This is a genomic window from Nocardia brasiliensis IFM 10847, from assembly GCF_000710915.1.
Taxonomy (GTDB): domain Bacteria; phylum Actinomycetota; class Actinomycetes; order Mycobacteriales; family Mycobacteriaceae; genus Nocardia; species Nocardia brasiliensis_A.
The window spans coordinates 1-18942 of record NZ_BAUA01000014.1 but is presented as its reverse complement, the minus strand read 5'-3'; the positions used below and the strand labels follow the sequence as shown (position 1 = coordinate 18942).

General features: G+C 68.0%; 20 protein-coding genes. 9 read left to right on the top strand and 11 right to left on the bottom strand.

Annotated elements, in window-relative coordinates; genetic code table 11:
• A complete protein-coding gene (locus tag NBRGI_RS03385) occupies nucleotides 1-576 on the top strand; it encodes an aldo/keto reductase (RefSeq protein ID WP_268808373.1) in 576 nt (191 codons plus the stop codon).
• Nucleotides 577-927: 351 nt separating this feature from the next.
• Here the strand turns inward: NBRGI_RS03385 and NBRGI_RS03380 are convergent, their stop codons facing one another.
• Nucleotides 928-1488, bottom strand: coding sequence for a TetR/AcrR family transcriptional regulator (locus NBRGI_RS03380; protein ID WP_029892776.1), 561 nt, complete (start codon nucleotides 1486-1488; stop codon nucleotides 928-930).
• 103 nt (nucleotides 1489-1591) lie between these two features.
• Here NBRGI_RS03380 and NBRGI_RS03375 point away from each other — a divergent pair, with 103 nt between their 5' ends.
• Nucleotides 1592-2077 carry a DUF4383 domain-containing protein gene (locus tag NBRGI_RS03375; protein ID WP_029892775.1) on the top strand — a complete coding sequence of 162 codons (486 nt, stop codon included), beginning with the start codon at nucleotides 1592-1594 and terminating at the stop codon, nucleotides 2075-2077.
• 9 nt (nucleotides 2078-2086) lie between these two features.
• Here NBRGI_RS03375 and NBRGI_RS03370 read toward each other — a convergent pair whose 3' ends face one another.
• The 5 genes from NBRGI_RS03370 to NBRGI_RS03345 all read right to left on the bottom strand — a co-directional run bounded on the left by NBRGI_RS03370 (nucleotide 2087) and on the right by NBRGI_RS03345 (nucleotide 6047).
• Nucleotides 2087-2389, bottom strand: coding sequence for a hypothetical protein (locus NBRGI_RS03370; RefSeq protein ID WP_029892774.1), 303 nt, complete (start codon nucleotides 2387-2389; stop codon nucleotides 2087-2089).
• 64 nt (nucleotides 2390-2453) lie between these two features.
• Entirely contained in the window at nucleotides 2454-3707 is a 1254-nt protein-coding gene (locus NBRGI_RS03365; RefSeq protein ID WP_051727475.1) for a DUF418 domain-containing protein, read from the bottom strand.
• Between the two features lie 116 nt (nucleotides 3708-3823).
• The gene (locus NBRGI_RS44920; protein WP_051727473.1) at nucleotides 3824-4570 is read right to left on the bottom strand and encodes a hypothetical protein; all 747 of its coding nucleotides are present in this window, start codon (nucleotides 4568-4570) and stop codon (nucleotides 3824-3826) included.
• 169 nt (nucleotides 4571-4739) lie between these two features.
• Complete coding sequence (locus NBRGI_RS03350; protein WP_029892771.1) at nucleotides 4740-5342, bottom strand: DUF308 domain-containing protein; 603 nt, start codon at nucleotides 5340-5342, stop codon at nucleotides 4740-4742.
• Nucleotides 5343-5432: 90 nt separating this feature from the next.
• The gene (locus NBRGI_RS03345; protein WP_029892770.1) at nucleotides 5433-6047 is read right to left on the bottom strand and encodes a maltokinase N-terminal cap-like domain-containing protein; all 615 of its coding nucleotides are present in this window, start codon (nucleotides 6045-6047) and stop codon (nucleotides 5433-5435) included.
• A 169-nt stretch (nucleotides 6048-6216) separates the two neighbouring features.
• On the opposite strand from NBRGI_RS03345, the gene NBRGI_RS03340 reads away from it, so the two are divergent.
• Nucleotides 6217-7698 carry a dolichyl-phosphate-mannose--protein mannosyltransferase gene (locus tag NBRGI_RS03340; RefSeq protein ID WP_029892769.1) on the top strand — a complete coding sequence of 494 codons (1482 nt, stop codon included), beginning with the start codon at nucleotides 6217-6219 and terminating at the stop codon, nucleotides 7696-7698.
• Nucleotides 7699-7707: 9 nt separating this feature from the next.
• Here NBRGI_RS03340 and NBRGI_RS03335 read toward each other — a convergent pair whose 3' ends face one another.
• Nucleotides 7708-8142, bottom strand: coding sequence for a VOC family protein (locus NBRGI_RS03335; protein ID WP_029892768.1), 435 nt, complete (start codon nucleotides 8140-8142; stop codon nucleotides 7708-7710).
• A gap of 123 nt (nucleotides 8143-8265) precedes the next feature.
• On the opposite strand from NBRGI_RS03335, the gene NBRGI_RS03330 reads away from it, so the two are divergent.
• Together NBRGI_RS03330 and NBRGI_RS03325 are read left to right on the top strand one after the other, a co-directional pair.
• Nucleotides 8266-9711, top strand: a complete 1446-nt coding sequence (locus tag NBRGI_RS03330) for an amidase (RefSeq protein WP_029892767.1) — start codon at nucleotides 8266-8268, stop codon at nucleotides 9709-9711.
• Between the two features lie 84 nt (nucleotides 9712-9795).
• Nucleotides 9796-10686: an LLM class flavin-dependent oxidoreductase gene (locus NBRGI_RS03325; RefSeq protein WP_029892766.1), complete on the top strand. Its 891-nt coding sequence runs from the start codon at nucleotides 9796-9798 to the stop codon at nucleotides 10684-10686.
• Nucleotides 10687-10847: 161 nt separating this feature from the next.
• Here the strand turns inward: NBRGI_RS03325 and NBRGI_RS43360 are convergent, their stop codons facing one another.
• Nucleotides 10848-11798, bottom strand: coding sequence for a hypothetical protein (locus NBRGI_RS43360; protein ID WP_036557276.1), 951 nt, complete (start codon nucleotides 11796-11798; stop codon nucleotides 10848-10850).
• Nucleotides 11799-12308: 510 nt separating this feature from the next.
• Here NBRGI_RS43360 and NBRGI_RS03315 point away from each other — a divergent pair.
• A complete protein-coding gene (locus tag NBRGI_RS03315) occupies nucleotides 12309-12767 on the top strand; it encodes a GNAT family N-acetyltransferase (protein ID WP_029892764.1) in 459 nt (152 codons plus the stop codon).
• Nucleotides 12768-12888: 121 nt separating this feature from the next.
• Here NBRGI_RS03315 and NBRGI_RS03310 read toward each other — a convergent pair whose 3' ends face one another.
• Nucleotides 12889-14085, bottom strand: a complete 1197-nt coding sequence (locus NBRGI_RS03310; RefSeq protein WP_029892763.1) for an FAD-dependent oxidoreductase — start codon at nucleotides 14083-14085, stop codon at nucleotides 12889-12891.
• Between the two features lie 154 nt (nucleotides 14086-14239).
• Here NBRGI_RS03310 and NBRGI_RS03305 point away from each other — a divergent pair, with 154 nt between their 5' ends.
• The 3 genes from NBRGI_RS03305 (at nucleotide 14240) to NBRGI_RS03295 (ending at nucleotide 17000) form a co-directional block, all read left to right on the top strand.
• Nucleotides 14240-14845, top strand: coding sequence for a TetR/AcrR family transcriptional regulator (locus tag NBRGI_RS03305; RefSeq protein WP_029892762.1), 606 nt, complete (start codon nucleotides 14240-14242; stop codon nucleotides 14843-14845).
• A 230-nt stretch (nucleotides 14846-15075) separates the two neighbouring features.
• Nucleotides 15076-15879 (top strand): SDR family oxidoreductase, encoded by an 804-nt coding sequence (locus NBRGI_RS03300; RefSeq protein ID WP_029892761.1) that lies wholly within the window; start codon nucleotides 15076-15078, stop codon nucleotides 15877-15879.
• Nucleotides 15880-16106: 227 nt separating this feature from the next.
• Nucleotides 16107-17000 carry a helix-turn-helix transcriptional regulator gene (locus NBRGI_RS03295; protein ID WP_029892760.1) on the top strand — a complete coding sequence of 298 codons (894 nt, stop codon included), beginning with the start codon at nucleotides 16107-16109 and terminating at the stop codon, nucleotides 16998-17000.
• 49 nt (nucleotides 17001-17049) lie between these two features.
• On the opposite strand, the gene NBRGI_RS03290 is transcribed toward NBRGI_RS03295, so the two are convergent.
• Entirely contained in the window at nucleotides 17050-18204 is a 1155-nt protein-coding gene (locus tag NBRGI_RS03290; RefSeq protein WP_036557272.1) for an NAD(P)/FAD-dependent oxidoreductase, read from the bottom strand.
• Between the two features lie 70 nt (nucleotides 18205-18274).
• The coding region (locus NBRGI_RS03285; protein ID WP_029892758.1) for a sigma factor-like helix-turn-helix DNA-binding protein at nucleotides 18275-18942 on the bottom strand (668 nt) is incomplete at its 5' end.

The window sequence follows — 18942 nt, the reverse complement described above, 5'->3', positions numbered from 1 at the left end:
ATGGCCGAGCTTGTCGAAGCGGGCAAGGTCCGCCATCTGGGCCTGTCCGAGGTCGACGGCGAACTGCTGCGCCGGGCGCACGCGGTGCACCCGATCACCACGGTGCAGAGCGAATACTCGCTGTGGACCCGCGACGTCGAGGCGATCACCCCGGTGATGGCCGAACTGGGCGTCGGGCTGGTGCCGTACTCGCCACTGGGGCGCGGGTTCCTGACCGGCTCCCTGGACCGTTCCACGTTGGGCGAGAAGGACTTCCGACGCACCAACCCCCGTTTCGCCAGCGCGGCGGGCGAGGCCAACGAGACGATCGCGCAGACCGTGCGCGAAGTGGCCGACCGGCTGGGCGCCACCCCCGCCCAGGTGGCGCTGGCCTGGGTGTACGCCCAGGCCGAGCGGCTCGGAGTGGCGGTGGCCGCCATTCCGGGCACCCGCAGTCCGGCCCGGCTGGAACAGAACGCGGACGCGCTGCAACTCACCCTGGACGCCGAGGCGCTGGCCGCGCTGGACCCGCTGAGCGACCAGGTGAGGGGCGAGCGCTACACCCCAGCGCACACCGCCGAGGTCGCTCGGAGCTAGGTTCTGTCGCGAAGTCCCCTCCGCGACTGCCTGGTTCGGTACACCTGCCGCAGGAGTTACCGGGATGGTGCTGAGCACGTCATGTGCCGTACCAGGCTTTAGGTGCAGGTCGGGTGCGCGGGGTGGGGGTTCCGGCGTGGTCGTCTGGCTGTGGTGGCGTTTCGAGCCGCTTGGGAAAAGAGTGCTGGAGAGGCCGGGCCACAGGCCCACCTCAGCACTCCGAGGCAGAACCTAGCCAGTCGAACGTCGTGCCCGGCATCCAGGACGCCACGCTCGACTCCTGGGCACAAGTGATCGTGGTCAACCAGACCGGCCCGGTGGCAGTTGCCACCGCAGGGCCGGTGCGAAATATCAGCGAGCCAAGGCGTATTCGAGCGCAGCCGCTACCCGGTCGATCGGCTCGGTAGTCCCCTCGGCACGACAGAGCACCAGTGCCCCTTCCATGCCCGCGATCAAGAGGGTCGCCAGATTCCTCGCATCGACTTCGTCGAAACCGTTGCGCTGCAAGCATTCCTGGAACGGCTGCTGCCACCGCCGGAAGATGGCACGGGTGGCCTCATGTAGGGAATGGTCGTCGGGTCCGGCCCCCAGGGTGACAGCGGCCACCGCGCAGCCGGGCGGTTGATCGCCGCCCGCCATCACTACCTTGGCCCCGGCCAGGATGGCGTGCATGGCCGCCACGGGTTGCTGTTCGGCGCAGACCGCGGCGATGAGGGGGCTGACAGTCGTGTCGAGGTACGCGAGCACCTCTTCGGCGAGTTCGGTCTTGCCGCGCGGGAAGTGATGGTAGGTCACTCCGCGGTGAGTGCCGGCCGCGGCGGTGACCTCGCGCAACCCGGTTCCGGCGTAGCCCTGGCCACGGAACAGCAGCGTCGCCTTCCGGATCATCCGAGCGCGGGTATCGCCTGCCACCTGCGGTCCACCTTTCTCGGCCTTGACTAAGCCGATCGGCTTAAATCATACTCACCGTACTTTCTAAGCCGATCGACTTAGAGCCGACGAGAGGCCGGTACCGATGCTTGCCACTGCCCACGGCGCCCTACCGCGTTATCTCGCCGACGTCCGGCGCACCCCTGGTCAGCTGCTGTTGCTGCTGCTCTCGCTGTGGTTCGTCAGCAATGGTCCGGTCGCGTTCGCGATGTGCTCGAGTTTCTCGTTCGGTGTGCACATGAAGTCGTGCACGGTGATGGTGTTCGGGTTCATTCCGGTTACGGTCAACGGCTGGCACGCGCTGTTCCATCTCGGCACCGGTATCGCCGGGTTGTTCCTGGTCCGTTCGCCACGCAGGGCGTTCGCGTACGGGATCGGTTGCGGCTGGTTCTATCTCGTCATCGCCGGTTTCGGATTCTTCGGCGGCGACAACGTCCTGCGCTTCATGGCCGTCGATACCTTCGGCAACTACGTGCACGCGGTAGAGGGTGGCCTGGCGCTGACCATCGCCGCGCTCATCGCGTTCGGCACGCCGCTGCGTACCCGGCCCGCCACGGCGGTGGTGCGCTGAGACAGAGCTTCAGGCGCGCCGCGCGCCGGTGACGTGGACGGCCGGGAACCGGCCGGTGACGCACGTTCCGCTCATGCTGTCCCCCTCGGTGGTCATGGCGAAGGCGAGGTCGAGCCGCATCAAGCGGCGGGTGAGGGTCTGACGCCAGCTCAGCAGTTCACCGTCGAACTCGATGTCGTCGAGCGGCCGCTTCTTTCCGGAGGCGCGCGCGGTACCGGTGAGCACACCGTTGTCCTGCTGGAGTTCCAGGACGACTTTGATGTCACCGAGGCGGGTGGCGATGCTCAGGTCCCAGATCCCTGCTACAGACATGCTTCGCTCGTCCTTCCGGTGGACCGGTTACCGCAGCACGCTATCCGGTGGTTGATCGTGAACGCTAGCGCCGCCCGGTATCGTCCGGCTGTCGTGCGAGTCTTTCCTGGTGTGCGGGAAAGGGTTCCGGGGACCGCCGCCACGCCGGGATGGACAGGTAGGTGGCGGCGCGGAGCAACCACTCCACCGGGCCGTAGCGGTGACCGCGCAACCACCAGTGGCTCAGCAGCACCTGCACGACGAAGGTGAGCAGCGCGATGCCGATGACACCGGCGGGTGGCACCTTGTCGACGAGCGCGAACCCGTAGCCGGTGTAGACGACCATCAGCACGATCGACTGGAAGATGTAGTTCGAGGCCGCCATGCGCCCGGCCGGCGCGAGCCGGCCGATCCACGGCGCGGTGCGCGCCCATCGGGTCAGGCAGATGATGCCCGCGACGTAGGCGAAGGTCATCAGCGGATTGACCAGTTCCTGGATCCCGGCCCAGTAGAACGGCGGCACGAGCCAATTCTGCGCCGCGGCGAAGGTCACCGCCGAAACCGGCAGGCCCACCGCGAACCCGCCGATCAGCACGCGAGGCGCCCAGCGCCGCAGGGTATCCGGATCGTCGAACAGCTGCCGTTTGCCCGCCGCCATGCCGATCAGGAACATGCCGAGACTGGTCGCGCCCTGGGTGAACCAGATCAGACCGATGAAGATCGGCGCGATCCACATCTGGTTGGCGAAGGTGTCGCCGAAGGATCCGGTGTATCCGTCGTGCATCCGTTGCAGGTCGAAGAAGATGTTGAGCGCGGACAGGTCGTCGCCCTCGCTGCCCGGGAGGAACATCCACCCGCACCACACGATGTAGAGCACCGCGCCGGTGATCACCGCGGTACGCGGCTTCAGCTTCTTCAACGTGATCAGAATCAGGCACAGGAACGCGTACAGGGTGAGGATGTCGCCGATCCACAGCAGGAAAACATGCGCGAGCCCGACGATCAGCAGTGCGGCGCAGCGCCGGAGCAGTCGCGCGTTGGCCGACACTCCGGCCCGCTGTGCCGCCGCGATCTGCAAGGTGAACGAGTAGCCGAACAGGAACGCGAACAGCAGATAGAACCGGCCGGTGAAGAAGGCGTCGACCAGACCGCTCACGACGTGGTCGATCGGTCCGTCCCAGCCCGGTCGCGGGTCGTCGGCGGGCCCGGTGAACGACCACAGCGTGGTCGCGACGATCACATTGGTGATGAGGATGCCGAACAGCGCGAAGCCGCGCAGGATGTCGACCTCGGCGATCCGGCGATTCGAGGTCCCGGCGGGGACAACCGATTCGGACATACTGTGAAAGTAGACGTCCGTACCGGTCCGCGCGTCCGCCACCGGATCGACCGGGGTGCTGAACCGGACATACCGCATACGCGACCTCCGGCGTATTGACATCCGCCATTGGTCGGTCACACCAGGTCGCCGACCTCCAGATAGATCTGACGACGGACCGTGATCTCGGCCAGGAAGCCTTGTGCGCCACCGGGAAACGCCGCGACGGCCAGTTCGCCCGCCCGCAGCCGCGCGCCGGTGAAGTCGCGCCGCCCGAGCAGGATCGGCTGAGCGTGCTCGAAGCCACGGCGCGCGATGTCGTCGGACAACGCGACGCCGAGCATGTCCGTCACGGTGCCGGGCACCAGCTCGGCCGCGACGATCTGATCGAAGCTGGGGCGCCGGACGATCCGGTGCGCCAGATACATCCGGTCCGGACGCCCGAAGCACAGGTGCGTCAAGGTGCCGTGGTCGCCGTCCTGTTCGAGCGCCGCGAAATGCAGGACCCGGCTGACAGTGACCCGCACGTCCTCGGCGATCGCGATGCCGCCGCGTTCACGGCGTCCCCGGATCAGCGTGCCGCGGAAGGACCTCCGGCTGTCGGCGCGGTCCGGATCGAGCTCGGTGATCGGCAAGTCCTCCGGATCGAAGGTGTGGATGTCGGTGTATCCGACCCGTCGGTCCGCGCCGAGCGCGCGACGGCCCCGCTCGTCGAATTCGACCGCGAGCAGCACCTGGAAGTTGTAGGGGGCATCGAACGTGGGCCGGTAGGAGAGGTAGCAGTCGAGTCCGGTACCGAAAACCACCATGCCGTGCATGCCTGCGCCGCCTGCCAATTCGGGCCGATGGTGTGGTCCCGGCGCGCGCAGGTGTGCGATCTTCACGACGCCACCTCGCGCGTGCGCGGTCCGGTCTCGGCCGTGTCGTAGGTTCGCTCAAACATCTCGAGCTCCTTTCTCGCCACTCCAGAGTGACCAGAACGAAGCCCGCTGCCATGAGTGCCCGGCTACTCGAATCCTGCCGGGCCGGCTACTCGATCTTTCCCGGTGCGGCTCAGGGGTCGAGGCGTACCGCCCGCGGCCGCGACAGCCCGGACAGATCGAGCACGCCCTGCCGGACCGCGGCGACGCTGAGCACCTCCATCGTCGCGATCACGATCAGCAGCAGGCCGACGACCAGTCCGAGCACGTCCAGCGAGTCGAACGGCAGCACGCCGACCACGAGGCCGAGCAGCAGGGTGACCAGGCCGAACACCTCCTGCCGACCGCTGCCGCGCAGCTCGGGTGTCCACACCGCGACGGTCGCGTGACAGATGCCGCGCACCGACCAGGCCAGACCCACCCAGAACGACAGCAGCAGTGCCGAATTGCCGCCGCTGAAACACAGCACTGCGAGCAACGTCGAGATCAAGCCGCTGACGAAGACGAGCACGCGCAGTGCGGGCGCCATCCGCGCGCTGAGCGCGATGATCACCTGCAACCCGGCATTGACCAGCAGATACGCGCCGAGCAGCAGTTCCGCCGTCGGCAGCGTCTTGTGTGGCCATACCGCTATGACCACACCCAAGATCATCGAGCAGGCACCGGACACCAGGATCGCCTGCCGGGCTGTCCCGGCCAGTGGGTCCGCACGCCCTTGAAGCTCGTCTTCGGGCATAGCTCCATGATATGAGCGGACGCCTCGGTTAGCCGCGTGTTTGCCTTCACTCGGTGCGGCGAGCAGGCATGGCCGAACGGCAGTTGCCGCCTACGGTGTCCCGGATACCGCGGACAGCACCACGCTCCGAACGGACGTCCCGTCCGCGGCTTGCCACGGCGCGCTGACCTGTCCCGCGCTCGGCGTGCCCGCCGGCTCCAGCACGCGATGCACCCGCAACACTCCCCCGATCTCGGTGTGCGTGCTCGCGTCCGTCGCCGTCGCCGGCGCGGGCAGTGCGAGTTCGGCGGGCGTGACCTGGATCGACGGATCGGGTTTGCCGCTTTCGTGCTGAGCCTGTGGCTCGGCGGTACCGGCCAGCAACGCGACGAGTTGCGCTACGACCACCGGGTCGCGGGTGCCGTCGTAGAGCCAGCGCTCACCGAGAACGCCGTGCATCGACGTGCCTACGAGCGCCTCCTCGGCGCCGTCGAGCGGTGCCCCGCGATAGGCGAACGGCACCAGATAGGCGACGGGCTCGGCGGCACTGTCCACGATCACCACGAACTCGATCCCGACCGCACCCGCCGGGTCGTCCAGGCGGAACCCGCCCGCGCGCCGCAGCACCGGCTGCCCCGTGCCCCGATACCACGCGCGGGTGGGCAACCATGCGGTCAGCAACTCCAGTTTCGTCGGCACCATCGTCGTCTCGTGGATGACAGCCATCCGTGCGCCCTCCTTCGCCGCCCCGCTCGAACCGCCGGACGCTGCGCTCGAGCATAAGCGAGCACACGCGATGAACTATCGTGCGCCCATTGCCTTTCCACTTCTCCCGTAAGGTCGTGACGTGCTGGGTTCGGGGAGTGGAGTGTTGTCACGGCCGGAGGTCGCCGGGATGACCGCACAGCGAGGTGTCGACGACGGACCGCGCGACACCGCGCGCGGCTGGTGGGTCACGATCTTTCTCACGCTGGTGGCCGCGGTGCTGCGGTTCGCCGGTCTCGGCACGGTGACCGAGGGCGGCACGCCGGTCTTCGACGAGAAGTACTACGCCGTGCAGGCGTGGGAGCTGCTGAACAACGGGATGGGCATCGAGGACAATCCCGGCTTCCCCGTCATTGTGCATCCCCCGTTCGGCAAGATGCTGATCGCGCTGGGTGAGGCGCTGTTCGGCTTCACCCCGCTCGGGTGGCGGTTCGCCGCAGCGCTGGCGGGCACGGTACTGGTCTTACTGGTCGTGCGGATCGTGCGCAGGCTGGCCCGCTCGACACTGATCGGCGCGATCGCCGGGATCCTGCTGATCGCCGATGGCGTCACCTTCGTCTCGTCCCGGATCGGCATGCTCGACATCTTCCTGACCGTGCTGGTCACCGGCGCGTTCGGATGTTTGATCGTCGACCGTGACGAGGTACGCGCTCGGCTGGCGCACGCCGCGGCGACCGGCACGCTGTGCGGCCCGCGGCTGGGCGTGCGGTGGTGGCGGTTCGGGGCGGGCGTCCTGCTCGGACTGGCCTGCGCCACGAAGTGGTCCGGGTTGTATTTCGTGGTGGCCTTCGCGATTCTGTCGCTCGGTTTCGACGCCACCGCGCGACGCGCGTACGGGGTCCCGCGCCCGTTCGTCGGCACCCTGGTCCGGGACGCGTTACCGGCCGCGTTCGCCCTGCCGTTCGTGGCGCTCGGGGTCTATCTGGGCTCGTACGCGGGCTGGTTCGCCAGTGAGTCCGGGGTGAACCGGCACGCGGTCGGCATCCAGGTGGGGTCGGGCGGCTTCTTCTCGTTCGTGCCGGACGCGTTGCGCGCGTTGTGGTTCAACCATTCCAGGGTCCTGGATTTCCACACCCACCTCACCAACTCGGCGGGCAACCATCACGCCTGGGAATCCAAGCCGTGGACGTGGCCGATGGGCTTGCGCCCGATGCTGTACTACTACCCCGAAAACGCCCACGGCTGTGGGCAATCGGAGTGCGTCCGGGCGATCATGCTGATCGGCACCCCGGCCGTCTGGTGGTTGGCGTTCCCGGTGCTGGGCTGGGCGCTGTGGCAGACGGCGACGCGGCGCGATTGGCGCTACCTCGCCGTGCTCACCGCGTACGGCGCCGCGTGGCTGCCGTGGTTCGGGGCGCTGGATCGGCAGATGTACTTCTTCTACGCGACCGTCATGGCACCGTTCCTCGTCATGCTGCTGGCGCTGGCGCTCGGCCAGATCCTCGGGCGCGCAACGGAATCCACGGAACGCCGCGGCACCGGACTACTCGCGGTATGCCTATACCTGGGCTTGGTGGTGGCCAACTTCATCTGGCTCTATCCGATCCTGACCGGCCTGCCGATCACACCGGCGAGCTGGCAGCACCATCTCTGGTTGCCGAGTTGGCGGTGATCGAGTAGTTCAGTCGAGGCAGAATTCGTTGCCCTCGATATCCTGCATCACCAGGCAGGACTCGTTCTCCTCGTCGGCGGGCAGCAGTTCCAGCCGGGTCGCGCCGAGCGGGAGCAGCCGGGCGCATTCGGCTTCGAGCGCGGCCACGCGTTCCTCACCCGCCAGTCCTGTGCCGACCCGCACATCGAGGTGCACGCGGTTCTTCACTACCTTGCCCTCGGGCACGCGCTGGAAGTACAGGCGCGGACCCACCCCCGTGGGATCCATGGCAGCGGCCCCCGCGTTCCGGCGTTCCGGCGGCAACGTGCTGTTGTATTCGTCCCAATCGGCGAAGCCCTCCGGCGCCGGCGGCAGGACGTACCCCAACACCTCGCACCAGAACCGGGCGACGCGCCCGGGATCCGCGCAGTCGAAGGTGACTTGGACCTTTCTCACCGATGCCATCGGCTCACCATAGAGGCGCGGCCGGTCGTCGCGCACGTCGTTTTCGGCAAGTGGGCATTCGGGCGCACGGAGGGACCCGCTCGCGGGATCGAGTACACCCGCGTCGTCGGTAGGGTCGCGCTCATGGAGCGGAGTTTTCATTCGGCGGAACGACTTTTGGCTGCCCTGCGTGCGGGTGAGGTGACCTCGGTCGAGTTGACCGAGGAGGCGATCGCCCGGATCGAGCGGGACGACAAGGCGATCAATGCCATCTGTGTGCCGGACTTCGACCGCGCGCGGGCGGCCGCGCGGCGAGCCGACGAGGCGCGGGCACGCGGTGCGGATCGCCCGTTGCTCGGTGTGCCGGTGACGGTCAAGGAGTCCTACGACATCGCGGGCCTGCCCACGACCTGGGGCGTGCCCGCATACCGCGACTACGTGCCCGGCGAGAACGCGGTGCAGGTGTCGCGGATCGAAGCGGCCGGTGCGGTGATCCTGGGAAAGACCAACGTGCCGTTCATGTTGCAGGACATCCAGAGCTACAACGACATCTACGGCACCACCAACAATCCGTGGGATCACGGTCGCACGCCGGGCGGATCCTCCGGCGGGTCGGCCGCTGCTTTGGCCGCCGGCTTCGGCGCGCTCTCGCTCGGCTCCGATATCGCCGGATCGCTGCGCACACCCGCGCATTTCTGTGGCGTCTACGCTCACAAGCCGACCCTCGGGCTGGTGGCCAGCCGCGGCATGGTCGCGCCACCGGGACCTGCGCTGCCTGCTGAGCGTGACCTCCCGGTGCTCGGTCCGATGGCCCGCACCGCCCGCGACCTCGCCCTGCTGTTGGACGTGATGGCGGGGCCCGATCCGCTCACGCACGGCATCGCCTATCGGCTGACGCTGCCGCCCGCCCGCCACGAGCGGCTCGCCGACTTCCGGGTGCTGGTCCTCGACGAACATCCGAACATTCCGACCGGGTCCGCGGTGCGCGCCGGGCTGCACCGGGTCGCCGACGCGTTGGTCGCCGCCGGCGCGCACGTGGCGCGGCACAGTTCTTTGCTGCCCGATCTCGCCGAGGCTGCGACGCTCTACACCCAGCTGCTGGTGTCCGATCTCGCCGCCCGTTTCCCCGCGGACAGATACGAATTGCTGCGCGCCGCCGCGGCCGGACTGGACCCACAGGACGACAGCTATCAAGCCGTTTGGCAGCGCAGTGCGGTCTTCAGCCACCGCGAGTGGATCGAAGCGAACAACCGCCGCGAACTACATCGCCACGGGTGGCGGCACCTGTTCGCCGAGTTCGACGCGGTCGTCTGCCCGATCACGCCGACACCCGCGTTCCCGCACGACCGTACGAGTCTGGGCGAGCGGCGCATCGCCATCGACGACGTGGACTATCCGTTCAACGACCAGCTCGTCTGGGCAGGTCTGGCTACCATGCCAGGGCTGCCCGCCACCGCCATACCCGCGGATCGCACCGCCGACGGATTGCCGGTCGGCGTGCAGCTCATCGGCCCGATGTTCGAAGACCGCACGCCACTGCGCCTGGCCGAGCTGCTCGAGCAGGAGATCGGCGGTTTCCGGGCACCGTGACGGCGAGCGCGGGTTTCGCTGCCGGGCAGACGTTTCGGTCGCATCAAGATCATCCATCGCACCGGTGGGTGGCATGATCGCGAGGTGAGCTTACGATTCGGTATTCAGTGGGCGCCGACGGCGACCGAGCTGCCGCGGCTGCGCGCGCTGGCGAAAGTGGCGGACCGGGAGGGTCTCGATCTGCTCGGCATCCAGGACCACCCGTACTCCGGCGGGCTGGCCGACACCTTCGCCGTGATCGCCACGGTATTGGCGGAAACCGAACGGCTGCGGGTGTTTCCGGATGTGGCGAGCCTGCCGTTGCGCGGGCCCGCCATGCTCGGCAAGCAGGCGGCGACCCTGGACCTGCTCAGCGGCGGACGCTTCGAACTCGCGTTGGGCGCGGGCGCCTTCTGGCCCGCCATCCGCGCTATGGGCGGCCCGACGCGATCGAATCCCGAAGCGTTGCAAGCGCTCGAAGAAGCCACCGCCGTCATCCGCGCCATGTGGCAGCCCGGGACGAAAGCGAAAGTCGACGGCACGCACTACACCGTGCACGGTGTGCAATCCGGCCCCGCACCCGCCCATCCGGTCGGCATCTGGTTCGGCAGCGTCGGCCCGAAGGCGAACGCGCTCACCGGGCGCATCGCCGACGGCTGGGCCGCACCCATTCCGCACTACCTGCCCTACGAGAAATGGCAAGCGACGCAAGACATCATCTCCGCCGCCGCCGCCGACGCGGGACGCGCGCCGACCGACATCACCCGGATGGCGCAACTCGTCGGCACCATCACCGACGCACCCGGACCGGTCACGCTGCGCGGTGAGGAACCGATCCGCACCGACGCCGCCGGCTGGGCCCGCATCCTGGCCGACCTCGCCACCGGAACCGGCTTCGACACATTCGTATACTGGCCGGAGTCCGAGGACGAAACCCAACTCCGCCGCTGGATCGGTGACGTCGTCCCGGCGGTCCGGGCCTTGTGCGGTGAGTAGGTGGCGCGACGAGCGCCGCACGCTCCTTTCGAATTCATGCTGACGCGCTGCCGGTGACTCCTGCAAGGGTGGTCACCGGCACCGCGGTTACGAAGCTCCTGCAAGGTGGTCACCGGCACCGCGGTTACGAGGCGCCCGCAACGGTGGTCAGCGGCACGCGGCTACGAGGCGCCTGCTCGCGCTGGGCGGTCGGTGGCCGGGCGACGGGCTTCGGCGAGTAGTTCGTCCAGTTGCGCCTCGGCGCGTTCGGCGCGAGCGAGTGTTTGCGCGCGCGCCTCGTCGAGTGCGTCGATCCGCTGGGCGGCTTCAGCGCGCGCCTTCTCCACTGCGGCAATGACTTCGGCGCGGGCCGCCGCGATATCAGCGGCAGCGGTCCGGCGGGTTTCGGCGAGTTCGGTGCGGGTGCTGTCGAGTTCGACGCGAACCCGGCGCCACTCTTCGCGCGCCTCGTTGGCGGCTTCGATCCGTTCCATCGCCGCCTGCTCGGCGCGTTCGGTCGCCCGTTCGGCATCGGCGGCTCGCTGCACAGCGAGGTCGCGTTCGGAGTGCGCGGCGGCGACCTTGGCCGCCGCTTCGCGTTCCGCGTGCGCGATATCGGTGGCCGTGCGCCGCTCGGCGCGCTCGACCTGTTCGGCCGCTTCCTGCCGGATCCGCGCGATCTCCTCGGCGGCTTCGCGGCGCGCGGTGCGAATCTCGGCCTCGGCCTCGCTGCGCGCGGCGAACACGTCGTCGGCGGCTTGGCGGGTGACGCGTTCGACCTCGCGCAGTGCATCGTCGCGGGTGCTGTGCGCGTCGGCGATCGCGGCTTCCGCCCGTTCGGCCGCACCGGCGGCGTCATCGGCCGCGGCTTCGGCCAGCGCTCGTGCTTCCTCAGCTTCGCGCCGCGCCTGTTCGGCCGCGACAGTAGCCATTTCAGCCTCGGCGATCCGGCGCGCCGCATCGGCCTGCACCGCCTGGACCTGCGCCTCGGCTACCGAGGGATCACCGAGCGTGGACAGTTCGGCGACCGCGGCGTTCAGCGTATTGCCCAGTTGATCTGCGAGACCACGGAATTGGGTGAGCAGCTCATCCGCGCGTAACCGAGCCACGGTGACCGGGCCCTGCTGCGTCACAGTGACGGAAGCGTCGGCTACCTCCGACTCCTGTTGTAGCCGTTGCCGTTCCCGCCACGCGCGCCATCTCGTGTGATCCGGGTGGTCACAGTATTCCGAAGGGCGGCCGGGGCCGCCGCCGCGCGTGATGGGTCGAGCACAGCCCGGGTAGTTGCAGACGTTGGACACCCGAAAATCGTAGCGTTGGTTTCGTCAAAAATGACGTATTCATACGAAACGAAATCCGTCGTGTCGCAGGAAGACTCAATGATCGACTCCCAATTCTGACCCCCGATAAGTGAACATTATCGGAGGTCAGAACCTAGCGTAGTCGCCCAACTCTCCTGTCCTTATTACGTTACGTTTGGTTGGCGCATACGCAACGAAACTGCTCCTAAACCCGCCGAAAACTGTGCACCCTTGTACGCCGGTACCAATTCCGTGTTGCCCCGCCCGAACCGTCCGAGTGGGCGCACCGACCGAGCGGGAAGCAGGCGGTAGTCCTCCCCTGGCTCATGATGGAATCGGTGCATGGACGAGATCATCTTTCGGTCCGCGACGATCGAGGACCTTCCGGCGCTGGTGCGGATGCTTGCTGATGACACGTTGGGCAGCGCCCGCGAGTCGATTGACGATCTGGGCCCGTATCGCGCGGCCTTCGCCGACATCGATGACGATCCGCGCCAGGAACTCCTGGTCGCCGAACACCGCGGCGCCGTGGTCGGCACCGCCCAACTCAGCTTCCTGCCGGGTCTCGCCCGCAAGGGGTCCGTGCGAGCGCAGATCGAGGCGGTGCGCGTGGATCGACCGCTGCGCGGCAACGGTCTGGGTTCACAGCTCATCGAGGAGTGCGTGCGGCGGGCGCGGGCACACGGCTGCACCCTGGTGCAACTGACCTCGCACGGTAGCCGCACGGACGCACACCGCTTCTACGACAAACTCGGCTTCGAAGCCAGCCACGTAGGTTTCAAACTCACCCTGGCCGAATAGCATCCGCCGCCCACCGCGCCGCCCCGGACCCGCAGCGTGCTCCAGCAGCGGTTGCTGGATCGTCACGAGATCCTCGCGTTGACCGTTCGCGGTGCGGGTGTGCGGTCAAGCCTCACAGTGGTTATGAATGCTGTTGCCTGCGTCGATATTCGGCCGCCCGAGCCTGGTAGTTCTTGTGCTCCTGGGCGTGGTCCGGGGGCAGGTGCGGCGTCTCGGGGGATGTCGTGGCGAAGAACCGGGTGAGCGCGGCGTTCGAGCTCACGGCGAGTTCCCCGGATCGTGGGAACATCGTCGTCTCGTAGTGGGCGATCGCGTCGTCGAGGTCGTTCTCTTTTGCGATGGCGTGCGCGAGTTCCGCGCCGTCGAGTAGCGCGAGGTTCGTGCCATGGCCGCCGAAAGGTGCCATCAGGTGGGCCGCGTCGCCGATCAGGGTGACACCGGGGACGCGGTTCCAGGTCAGCGGAGCGGGCAGGGCCCAGAAGTTGCGTGGAATGTAGTCGCCGTCGTTGTCGGTGATCAGCGGCCGCATGAGCGCGGACCATTGGCTGAATTCCCGCAGCAGGAAGGCTCGGACGGCAGCGCGGTCGGTGACGTCCACGCCGGCCGTGACGTGCCAGTCGAGTTCGGCGCGGAAGGCCACGTAACCGCGGACCACACCGTTGCTGTTGCGCTGCACGATCACCGCGCGGCCGTCGCCGTCGGTGGAGAACATGTGACCCTCGCCGACGATCGCGGCGATCTCGGGGTGCTTGGTGTCCACGTCGTCGAAGCGGGCGTCGAGAAAGCTGACCCCGAGGTACTGCGGGACCGCATCGGTGAGCAGCCGGCGAACCGGCGACCATGCGCCGTCGGCGCCGATGACGAGGTCGGCTTCGGCGCTGGCGCCATTGGCGAATTCCAGTCGGTACGTGCCGCTTTCGAGCGGGCTTGCACGCAGGAGTTTGTGGCCCCAGGCGACCGTGCCGGGGCGCAGGTGCGCATAGAGCATGGTCCGCAGCTGGCCGCGGTCGATCTCGGGCGCCGCATCGTCGCCCGCGGCGGGAGTGAACTCGGCCAGAACGGTGCCGTGCTGATCCCGGCGGCTTTTGGCCTGGCCTTCGACCCGGGCCAACGCCCGGAAGGCGTCCATCAACCCGGCGTCCTCCAATGCGATCTGGCCGCTGTCGGCGTGCAGGTCGAGCGTGCCGCCCGGGTCGCGAGCGTCCACGGCGGCGTCCGCGTCGTACACCGTGGCCTGAATGTCGTATCCCTGCAGCACTCGGGCGCACATCAAGCCTGCGGGGCCGCCGCCGACGATGGCGATACGGGGTGGGGTCATGAGGGTGGATCCTTTCCGAACTTGTTGCGCGGGCTGGTTTTCGCCGCTGGACACAGCCCGGACGGACTGGCCTGTACCAACGTAACTGATATCGTTCGAAAAGTATATCCGTTCTACTTATCAATTCGTTCTACCCATGCGCTAGGCTGGGGGTATGACCGAACCAGGACGCCGCGAGCGCAAGAAGGCCGCCAACCGCCAAGCCCTGGCGGACGCCGCGCTGAGGCTGTTCCTGGCGCGCGGCTACGACGCGGTCGGCGTGCGGGAGATCGCCGACGCTGCCGACGTCTCGGTGGCCACGCTGTTCAAGCACTTCCCCGGCGGCAAGGAAGCCCTGGTCTTCGACCAGGACGCCGACCGCGAGGCCGCGCTCGTCGCCGCCGTCCGCGCGCGCCCGACCGGCCAGTCCATCCCCCAGGCGCTGCGCACGCTGCTGCGCGACGAGCGCTCTCGACAGGTCCGCACCGACCCGCGCTTCCCCGACTTCCTGCACCTGATCGACACGACGCCGGCGCTGCGCGAGCATGCGCGGCGCATGTGGTTGCGACACGAGAACGCCCTGGCCGCAGCGATTGTCGCCGACACCGGGCTACCCGAAGGCGACCCCGCCGCGCAGGCGCTGGCCCACTTCGCTCTCGAGGCCGTCAGTCTCGTCCACGGACGCGACGATTCCGAGCGGGCGCTCGACCGGATCTTCACTCTCCTCGACGCTGGGTGGACAGCCACGGCGCGGGAGTCGATTAGGCGCGACAGCGACTGACCGCACGGCCCGAGTGCCGGGCACCTGTCAGGGCCGTTCTCCGTGAGGGGCTCGCGCAGTACCTGTATCGCCAGGATCTCCCAGACGTCCGAAATGCCTGTCAGCCTTGCTGAGTCGGCTCCGGCTACACCGATGAAAGCGCCGACAACATACGCAACGCAGCAATTCGGCTGCCCTCGAATGCGCGACCGAGTCGGCGCATTCTTCCCCGGCAGCAGGGACGGAGACCAATGGCGGACAACCAGTTCACCACGCACACACAACTTTTCGACCTCAGCGGTAAACGCGCCCTCGTCACGGGCGGCACCGGTGGCATCGGGATGATGATCGCGCGCGGCCTGCTTCAGGCGGGCGCCCGCGTCATCATCAGCTCACGTAACGCGGACACGTGCCAGCGGGCACAGCATCAACTGTCCGAATTCGGCGACGTTCGAGCAATCCCCGCCGATCTGTCCAGGCACGAGGAATGTCGGCGGCTCGCCGATCTGGTCGAGGCCGACTCGCCACGCCTGGACATCCTCGTCAACAACGCGGGCGCGATGTGGCGCGAGCCGTTGGCGACGTTCCCGGACGAGGCCTGGGACACAGTGCTCGACCTCAACCTCAAGACCCCGTTCTGGCTGGTGCAGGCGCTGCTCCCCGCGCTTCGCCGGGCGGGCGCCGCCGATGATCCCGCGCGGGTCATCAACATCGGCAGCATCGCCGCCATCCACGTCGCCGAGTCGCCCAACTACTCCTACGCCAGCAGCAAAGCGGGCCTGCATCAACTCACCAGAGTGCTTGCCAGAGAACTGGGTCCCGATCACGTTACGGTGAACGTCGTAGCGCCGGGCCCGTTCCCGTCGCAGATGATGGCGTCCACGCTCGATGCCGTCGGGGACACGATCGCGGCGAAGGCTCCGCTGCGCCGACTCGGCCGCGACGACGACATGGCGGGTGTCGCCGTGTTCCTCGCCAGCCGGGCCGGGGCCTACCTCACGGGCGCCATCATCCCGGTCGACGGCGGCATCGCGACGACTGCCACGGGCACCTAGTCGACCGAGTCAGGCGGCGTGCCGCACGATGGTGCCGAGGGCTGACGGCGCGGCAGGCGGCTAGCTCGGCGACCGAGGTGCGTGTCGCAGCAGTCTCGCGATGGCGCCCGGCATCGCGAGACGGGCCTGTCCGCGGCCCACGCTGGTCCCAAGTCGAGTCTCAACGCAATCGTCGGGGGTACCCGCAGTGCCTCCCTCGGATTGCGGGACGAGCCTACGGTGAAAGGATGGCCATGACGGATCCACGTACCGACATCCGGGAGTTTCTCAGCTCGCGTCGCGCCCGCATCACTCCCGCACAGGCGGGCCTGCCCGCTTACGGCGGCAATCGTCGGGTCAAGGGTCTGCGTCGCGAGGAAGTCGCGCTGCTGGCGGGGGTGTCGGTCGACTACTACGTGCGCATGGAACGCGGCAGCCTCGCCGGCGCCTCCGATGGCGTGCTGGATGCGGTGGCCGCTGCTTTGCAACTCGACGAAGCCGAGCGCGACCACCTGTTCCATCTCGCGCGCCGATCCGGGCTGCCCAGCGGGCCCCGCCGACGCCGGCCGGCCGCGACGGTGCGCTCGACGCTACAGCAGGTGCTCGACGGCTTCTCCGCTGCGCCGGCCTGGATCTGTAACGGCCGCTATGACGTGCTCGCCACGAATCAGCTTGCCCGCGCGCTGTTTTCACCGGTACTGACCGATCCCCGGCGGCCGGCGAACACCGCACGGTTCGTCTACCTGGCTCCCGAGGCGGCCAGAGACTTCTTTGTCGACTACGACCGAATCGCCGATGACGTCGCCGCGAAACTACGCATGGAAGCCGGCCGCAACCCGCACGACGAGGACCTGATCGCGCTGGTCGGTGAATTGTCGACGCGCAGCGAATTGTTCCGGCAGCGGTGGGCTTCGCGGGACGTGCGCCTTCGCCGCTCCGGACGCAAGCGGCTGCACCACCCGATCGTGGGCCGCCTCGACTTGGACGTCGAATCCCTGGAACTCCCCGCCGAACCCGGCCTGCACCTCACCATCTACACCGCACCCCCGGGCACGCCCACCGCCGACAATCTGACGCTCCTGGCATCGTGGGCCGCCACCCAACAGACACCGGCCACCGAACTCGAAGAACACCACGGATAGCCCATCCCCTTTATCCGCACTGGCCATCGCTGGTCCGGGCGAGTACCGATTACGCATCTGATGCGGGCTTGCCTTTCTGGCGAGGGAAGAAGGGGAGTTCGATGTAGACGCGGTCGGCGGCGGCAAGGATCGTCTCGGCGTTGTCGACCGGTGGGTGGATCGCCTGATTGATGCGCCGTTTGATCTCTTTGCCCTCGCTGCCCGAGGCCATTACTTTGCGGTCCCAGTCGCGGGTGAAGACGGCGCCGGCGTTGCCGAGGTCCAGGCAGGTGACGTAGGGGCCTGGGGTGAATTCGCGCAGGGGCTTGCCCAGCAGGTCGGCGGCAGCGTTGTATCCGGCGACCTTGCCCATCGGGGTGGCGTGCTGGCATGCCTGCATGACGGTGTGCTCGGTGTCGAAAGCTGCCGCGGCGGTGTCTCCGGCGGCGAACACTGCCGGAAGCGCGCGCAACCACTGATCCACCGGCACCCGCCCGAGAGGGTCGAGTTGATCGGAGATATGCCGGGTCAGCGCACTGGCTTTCAGCCCAGCTGACCAGACCACCGCGTCGGCCTCGACCCTGGAGCCGTCGGAAAGGATGGCATATCCCTCGCCCACCTCGGTGACCGCCGTGGACAGGCGGCGTTCGACGCCGAGGTGGTCCAGAGCGGCCTCGATTACCGCGCGCGGACCCGCGCCGAGCTGTGTACCGATCACCCGGGACTGGTCCACCAGCAGCACTCGGCTGCTGCCTGCCAATTCGGTCGCGGCCTCGAGACCGACGAACCCGGCGCCGACGACCACGACACGGGGCCGCTCGTGGTCTCGAAGATGGTCGTTGAGGCGAAGGGCCCCATCGAGGGTGTCGATATCAAAGAGCCGGTCGGCGCCCGGCAGGCTCCAGGGGCGGATAAGTTCACTTCCCGCGGCAAGCACCAGACGGTCGTAGCCGATCTTCGCACCACCGGCCACCACCGTGCGCGCACCGGTGTCGATCGCGCTCACCGAGGCTTGCGCGTGCTCCACGCCGATGGGTCCCAGGATCCGGCTGAGCTCCACCTTCGCCAGGTCCGGGTTCGGCTCGTAGAGGCGTGGGCGCAGCACCAGATGCTCATGCGGTGAGATGAGCGTGATGCGCAGGTCCGCGTCCGCGCAAGCCAACGCGGCACCGGCCGCGCTCCACACCCCCGCGAAACCACCGCCGACGATCACTACATGTGCCATCTCGTTCGTCCTCCTCTCGGCATCGCCCCTCCCACAACGGAAGAGGTGACAGGGAGACAAGACAGCGGATTCAGATGTGACCGATGTGGGCGAGTTTGTCGGGATTGACCAGTCGCCGGAATGTCACGATCCGGCCGTCGACGATTTCGATGGTGTCGAGCCAAACCAGCTCGCCCGCACGATAAGTCGCCAGAGCAGGCTGCCCGTTCACCTCGATGATCTGGAACGCATCCGGGCGCCGGATCCGCGTTTGCCTGATCATCAGCAGTGCGATCGGCTCCGCGCCACAGACCGGCCTGCGCGCGGCGGTCACCTTTCCGCCACCATCGGCCAGATAGACGGCTCCGGGATGCAACAACTCGATGAGCCGTGCCATGTCCCCCGCCTCGGCGGCCGCTTTGAATGCTCTGAGCATGCCCTCGGTCACGGCCCGCGACGCTCGAGGCGGAGGTTCGGCTCGTGCGATCCGCGCTCGCGCGCGAGAGGCGAGCTTACGGCTGGCGGCGGGGGTGCTGCGCAGCACCTCGGCGACGCGGTTGAACGGAAAGTCGAACACGTCGTGAAGTACCAGCGCGACGCGCTCGGCCGGGGCGAGCGTTTCCATGATGATCAGCATCGCGGTGCTCACCGACTCGTCCATCAGCACCGGGACCGAGGAATCGGGTCCGGTCAGCAGCGGCTCGGGGAGCCACGCCCCGACATAGGATTCGCGCCGCACGCGAGCGGATTTCAGAACGT

What these genes read in the sequence shown, in the direction of transcription:
- NBRGI_RS03335 (WP_029892768.1), bottom strand. Translation starts at nt 8,142, where the DNA reads ATGGCATCGGTGAGAAAGGTCCAAGTCACCTTCGACTGCGCGGATCCC.
- NBRGI_RS03295 (WP_029892760.1), top strand. Translation starts at nt 16,107, where the DNA reads ATGGCCATGACGGATCCACGTACCGACATCCGGGAGTTTCTCAGCTCG.
- NBRGI_RS03305 (WP_029892762.1), top strand. Translation starts at nt 14,240, where the DNA reads ATGACCGAACCAGGACGCCGCGAGCGCAAGAAGGCCGCCAACCGCCAA.
- NBRGI_RS03340 (WP_029892769.1), top strand. Translation starts at nt 6,217, where the DNA reads ATGACCGCACAGCGAGGTGTCGACGACGGACCGCGCGACACCGCGCGC.
- NBRGI_RS03365 (WP_051727475.1), bottom strand. Translation starts at nt 3,707, where the DNA reads ATGTCCGAATCGGTTGTCCCCGCCGGGACCTCGAATCGCCGGATCGCC.
- NBRGI_RS03300 (WP_029892761.1), top strand. Translation starts at nt 15,076, where the DNA reads ATGGCGGACAACCAGTTCACCACGCACACACAACTTTTCGACCTCAGC.
- NBRGI_RS03330 (WP_029892767.1), top strand. Translation starts at nt 8,266, where the DNA reads ATGGAGCGGAGTTTTCATTCGGCGGAACGACTTTTGGCTGCCCTGCGT.
- NBRGI_RS03310 (WP_029892763.1), bottom strand. Translation starts at nt 14,085, where the DNA reads ATGACCCCACCCCGTATCGCCATCGTCGGCGGCGGCCCCGCAGGCTTG.
- NBRGI_RS03370 (WP_029892774.1), bottom strand. Translation starts at nt 2,389, where the DNA reads ATGTCTGTAGCAGGGATCTGGGACCTGAGCATCGCCACCCGCCTCGGT.
- NBRGI_RS03345 (WP_029892770.1), bottom strand. Translation starts at nt 6,047, where the DNA reads ATGGCTGTCATCCACGAGACGACGATGGTGCCGACGAAACTGGAGTTG.
- NBRGI_RS03385 (WP_268808373.1), top strand. Translation starts at nt 1, where the DNA reads ATGGCCGAGCTTGTCGAAGCGGGCAAGGTCCGCCATCTGGGCCTGTCC.
- NBRGI_RS03375 (WP_029892775.1), top strand. Translation starts at nt 1,592, where the DNA reads ATGCTTGCCACTGCCCACGGCGCCCTACCGCGTTATCTCGCCGACGTC.
- NBRGI_RS03290 (WP_036557272.1), bottom strand. Translation starts at nt 18,204, where the DNA reads ATGGCACATGTAGTGATCGTCGGCGGTGGTTTCGCGGGGGTGTGGAGC.
- NBRGI_RS03350 (WP_029892771.1), bottom strand. Translation starts at nt 5,342, where the DNA reads ATGCCCGAAGACGAGCTTCAAGGGCGTGCGGACCCACTGGCCGGGACA.
- NBRGI_RS03315 (WP_029892764.1), top strand. Translation starts at nt 12,309, where the DNA reads ATGGACGAGATCATCTTTCGGTCCGCGACGATCGAGGACCTTCCGGCG.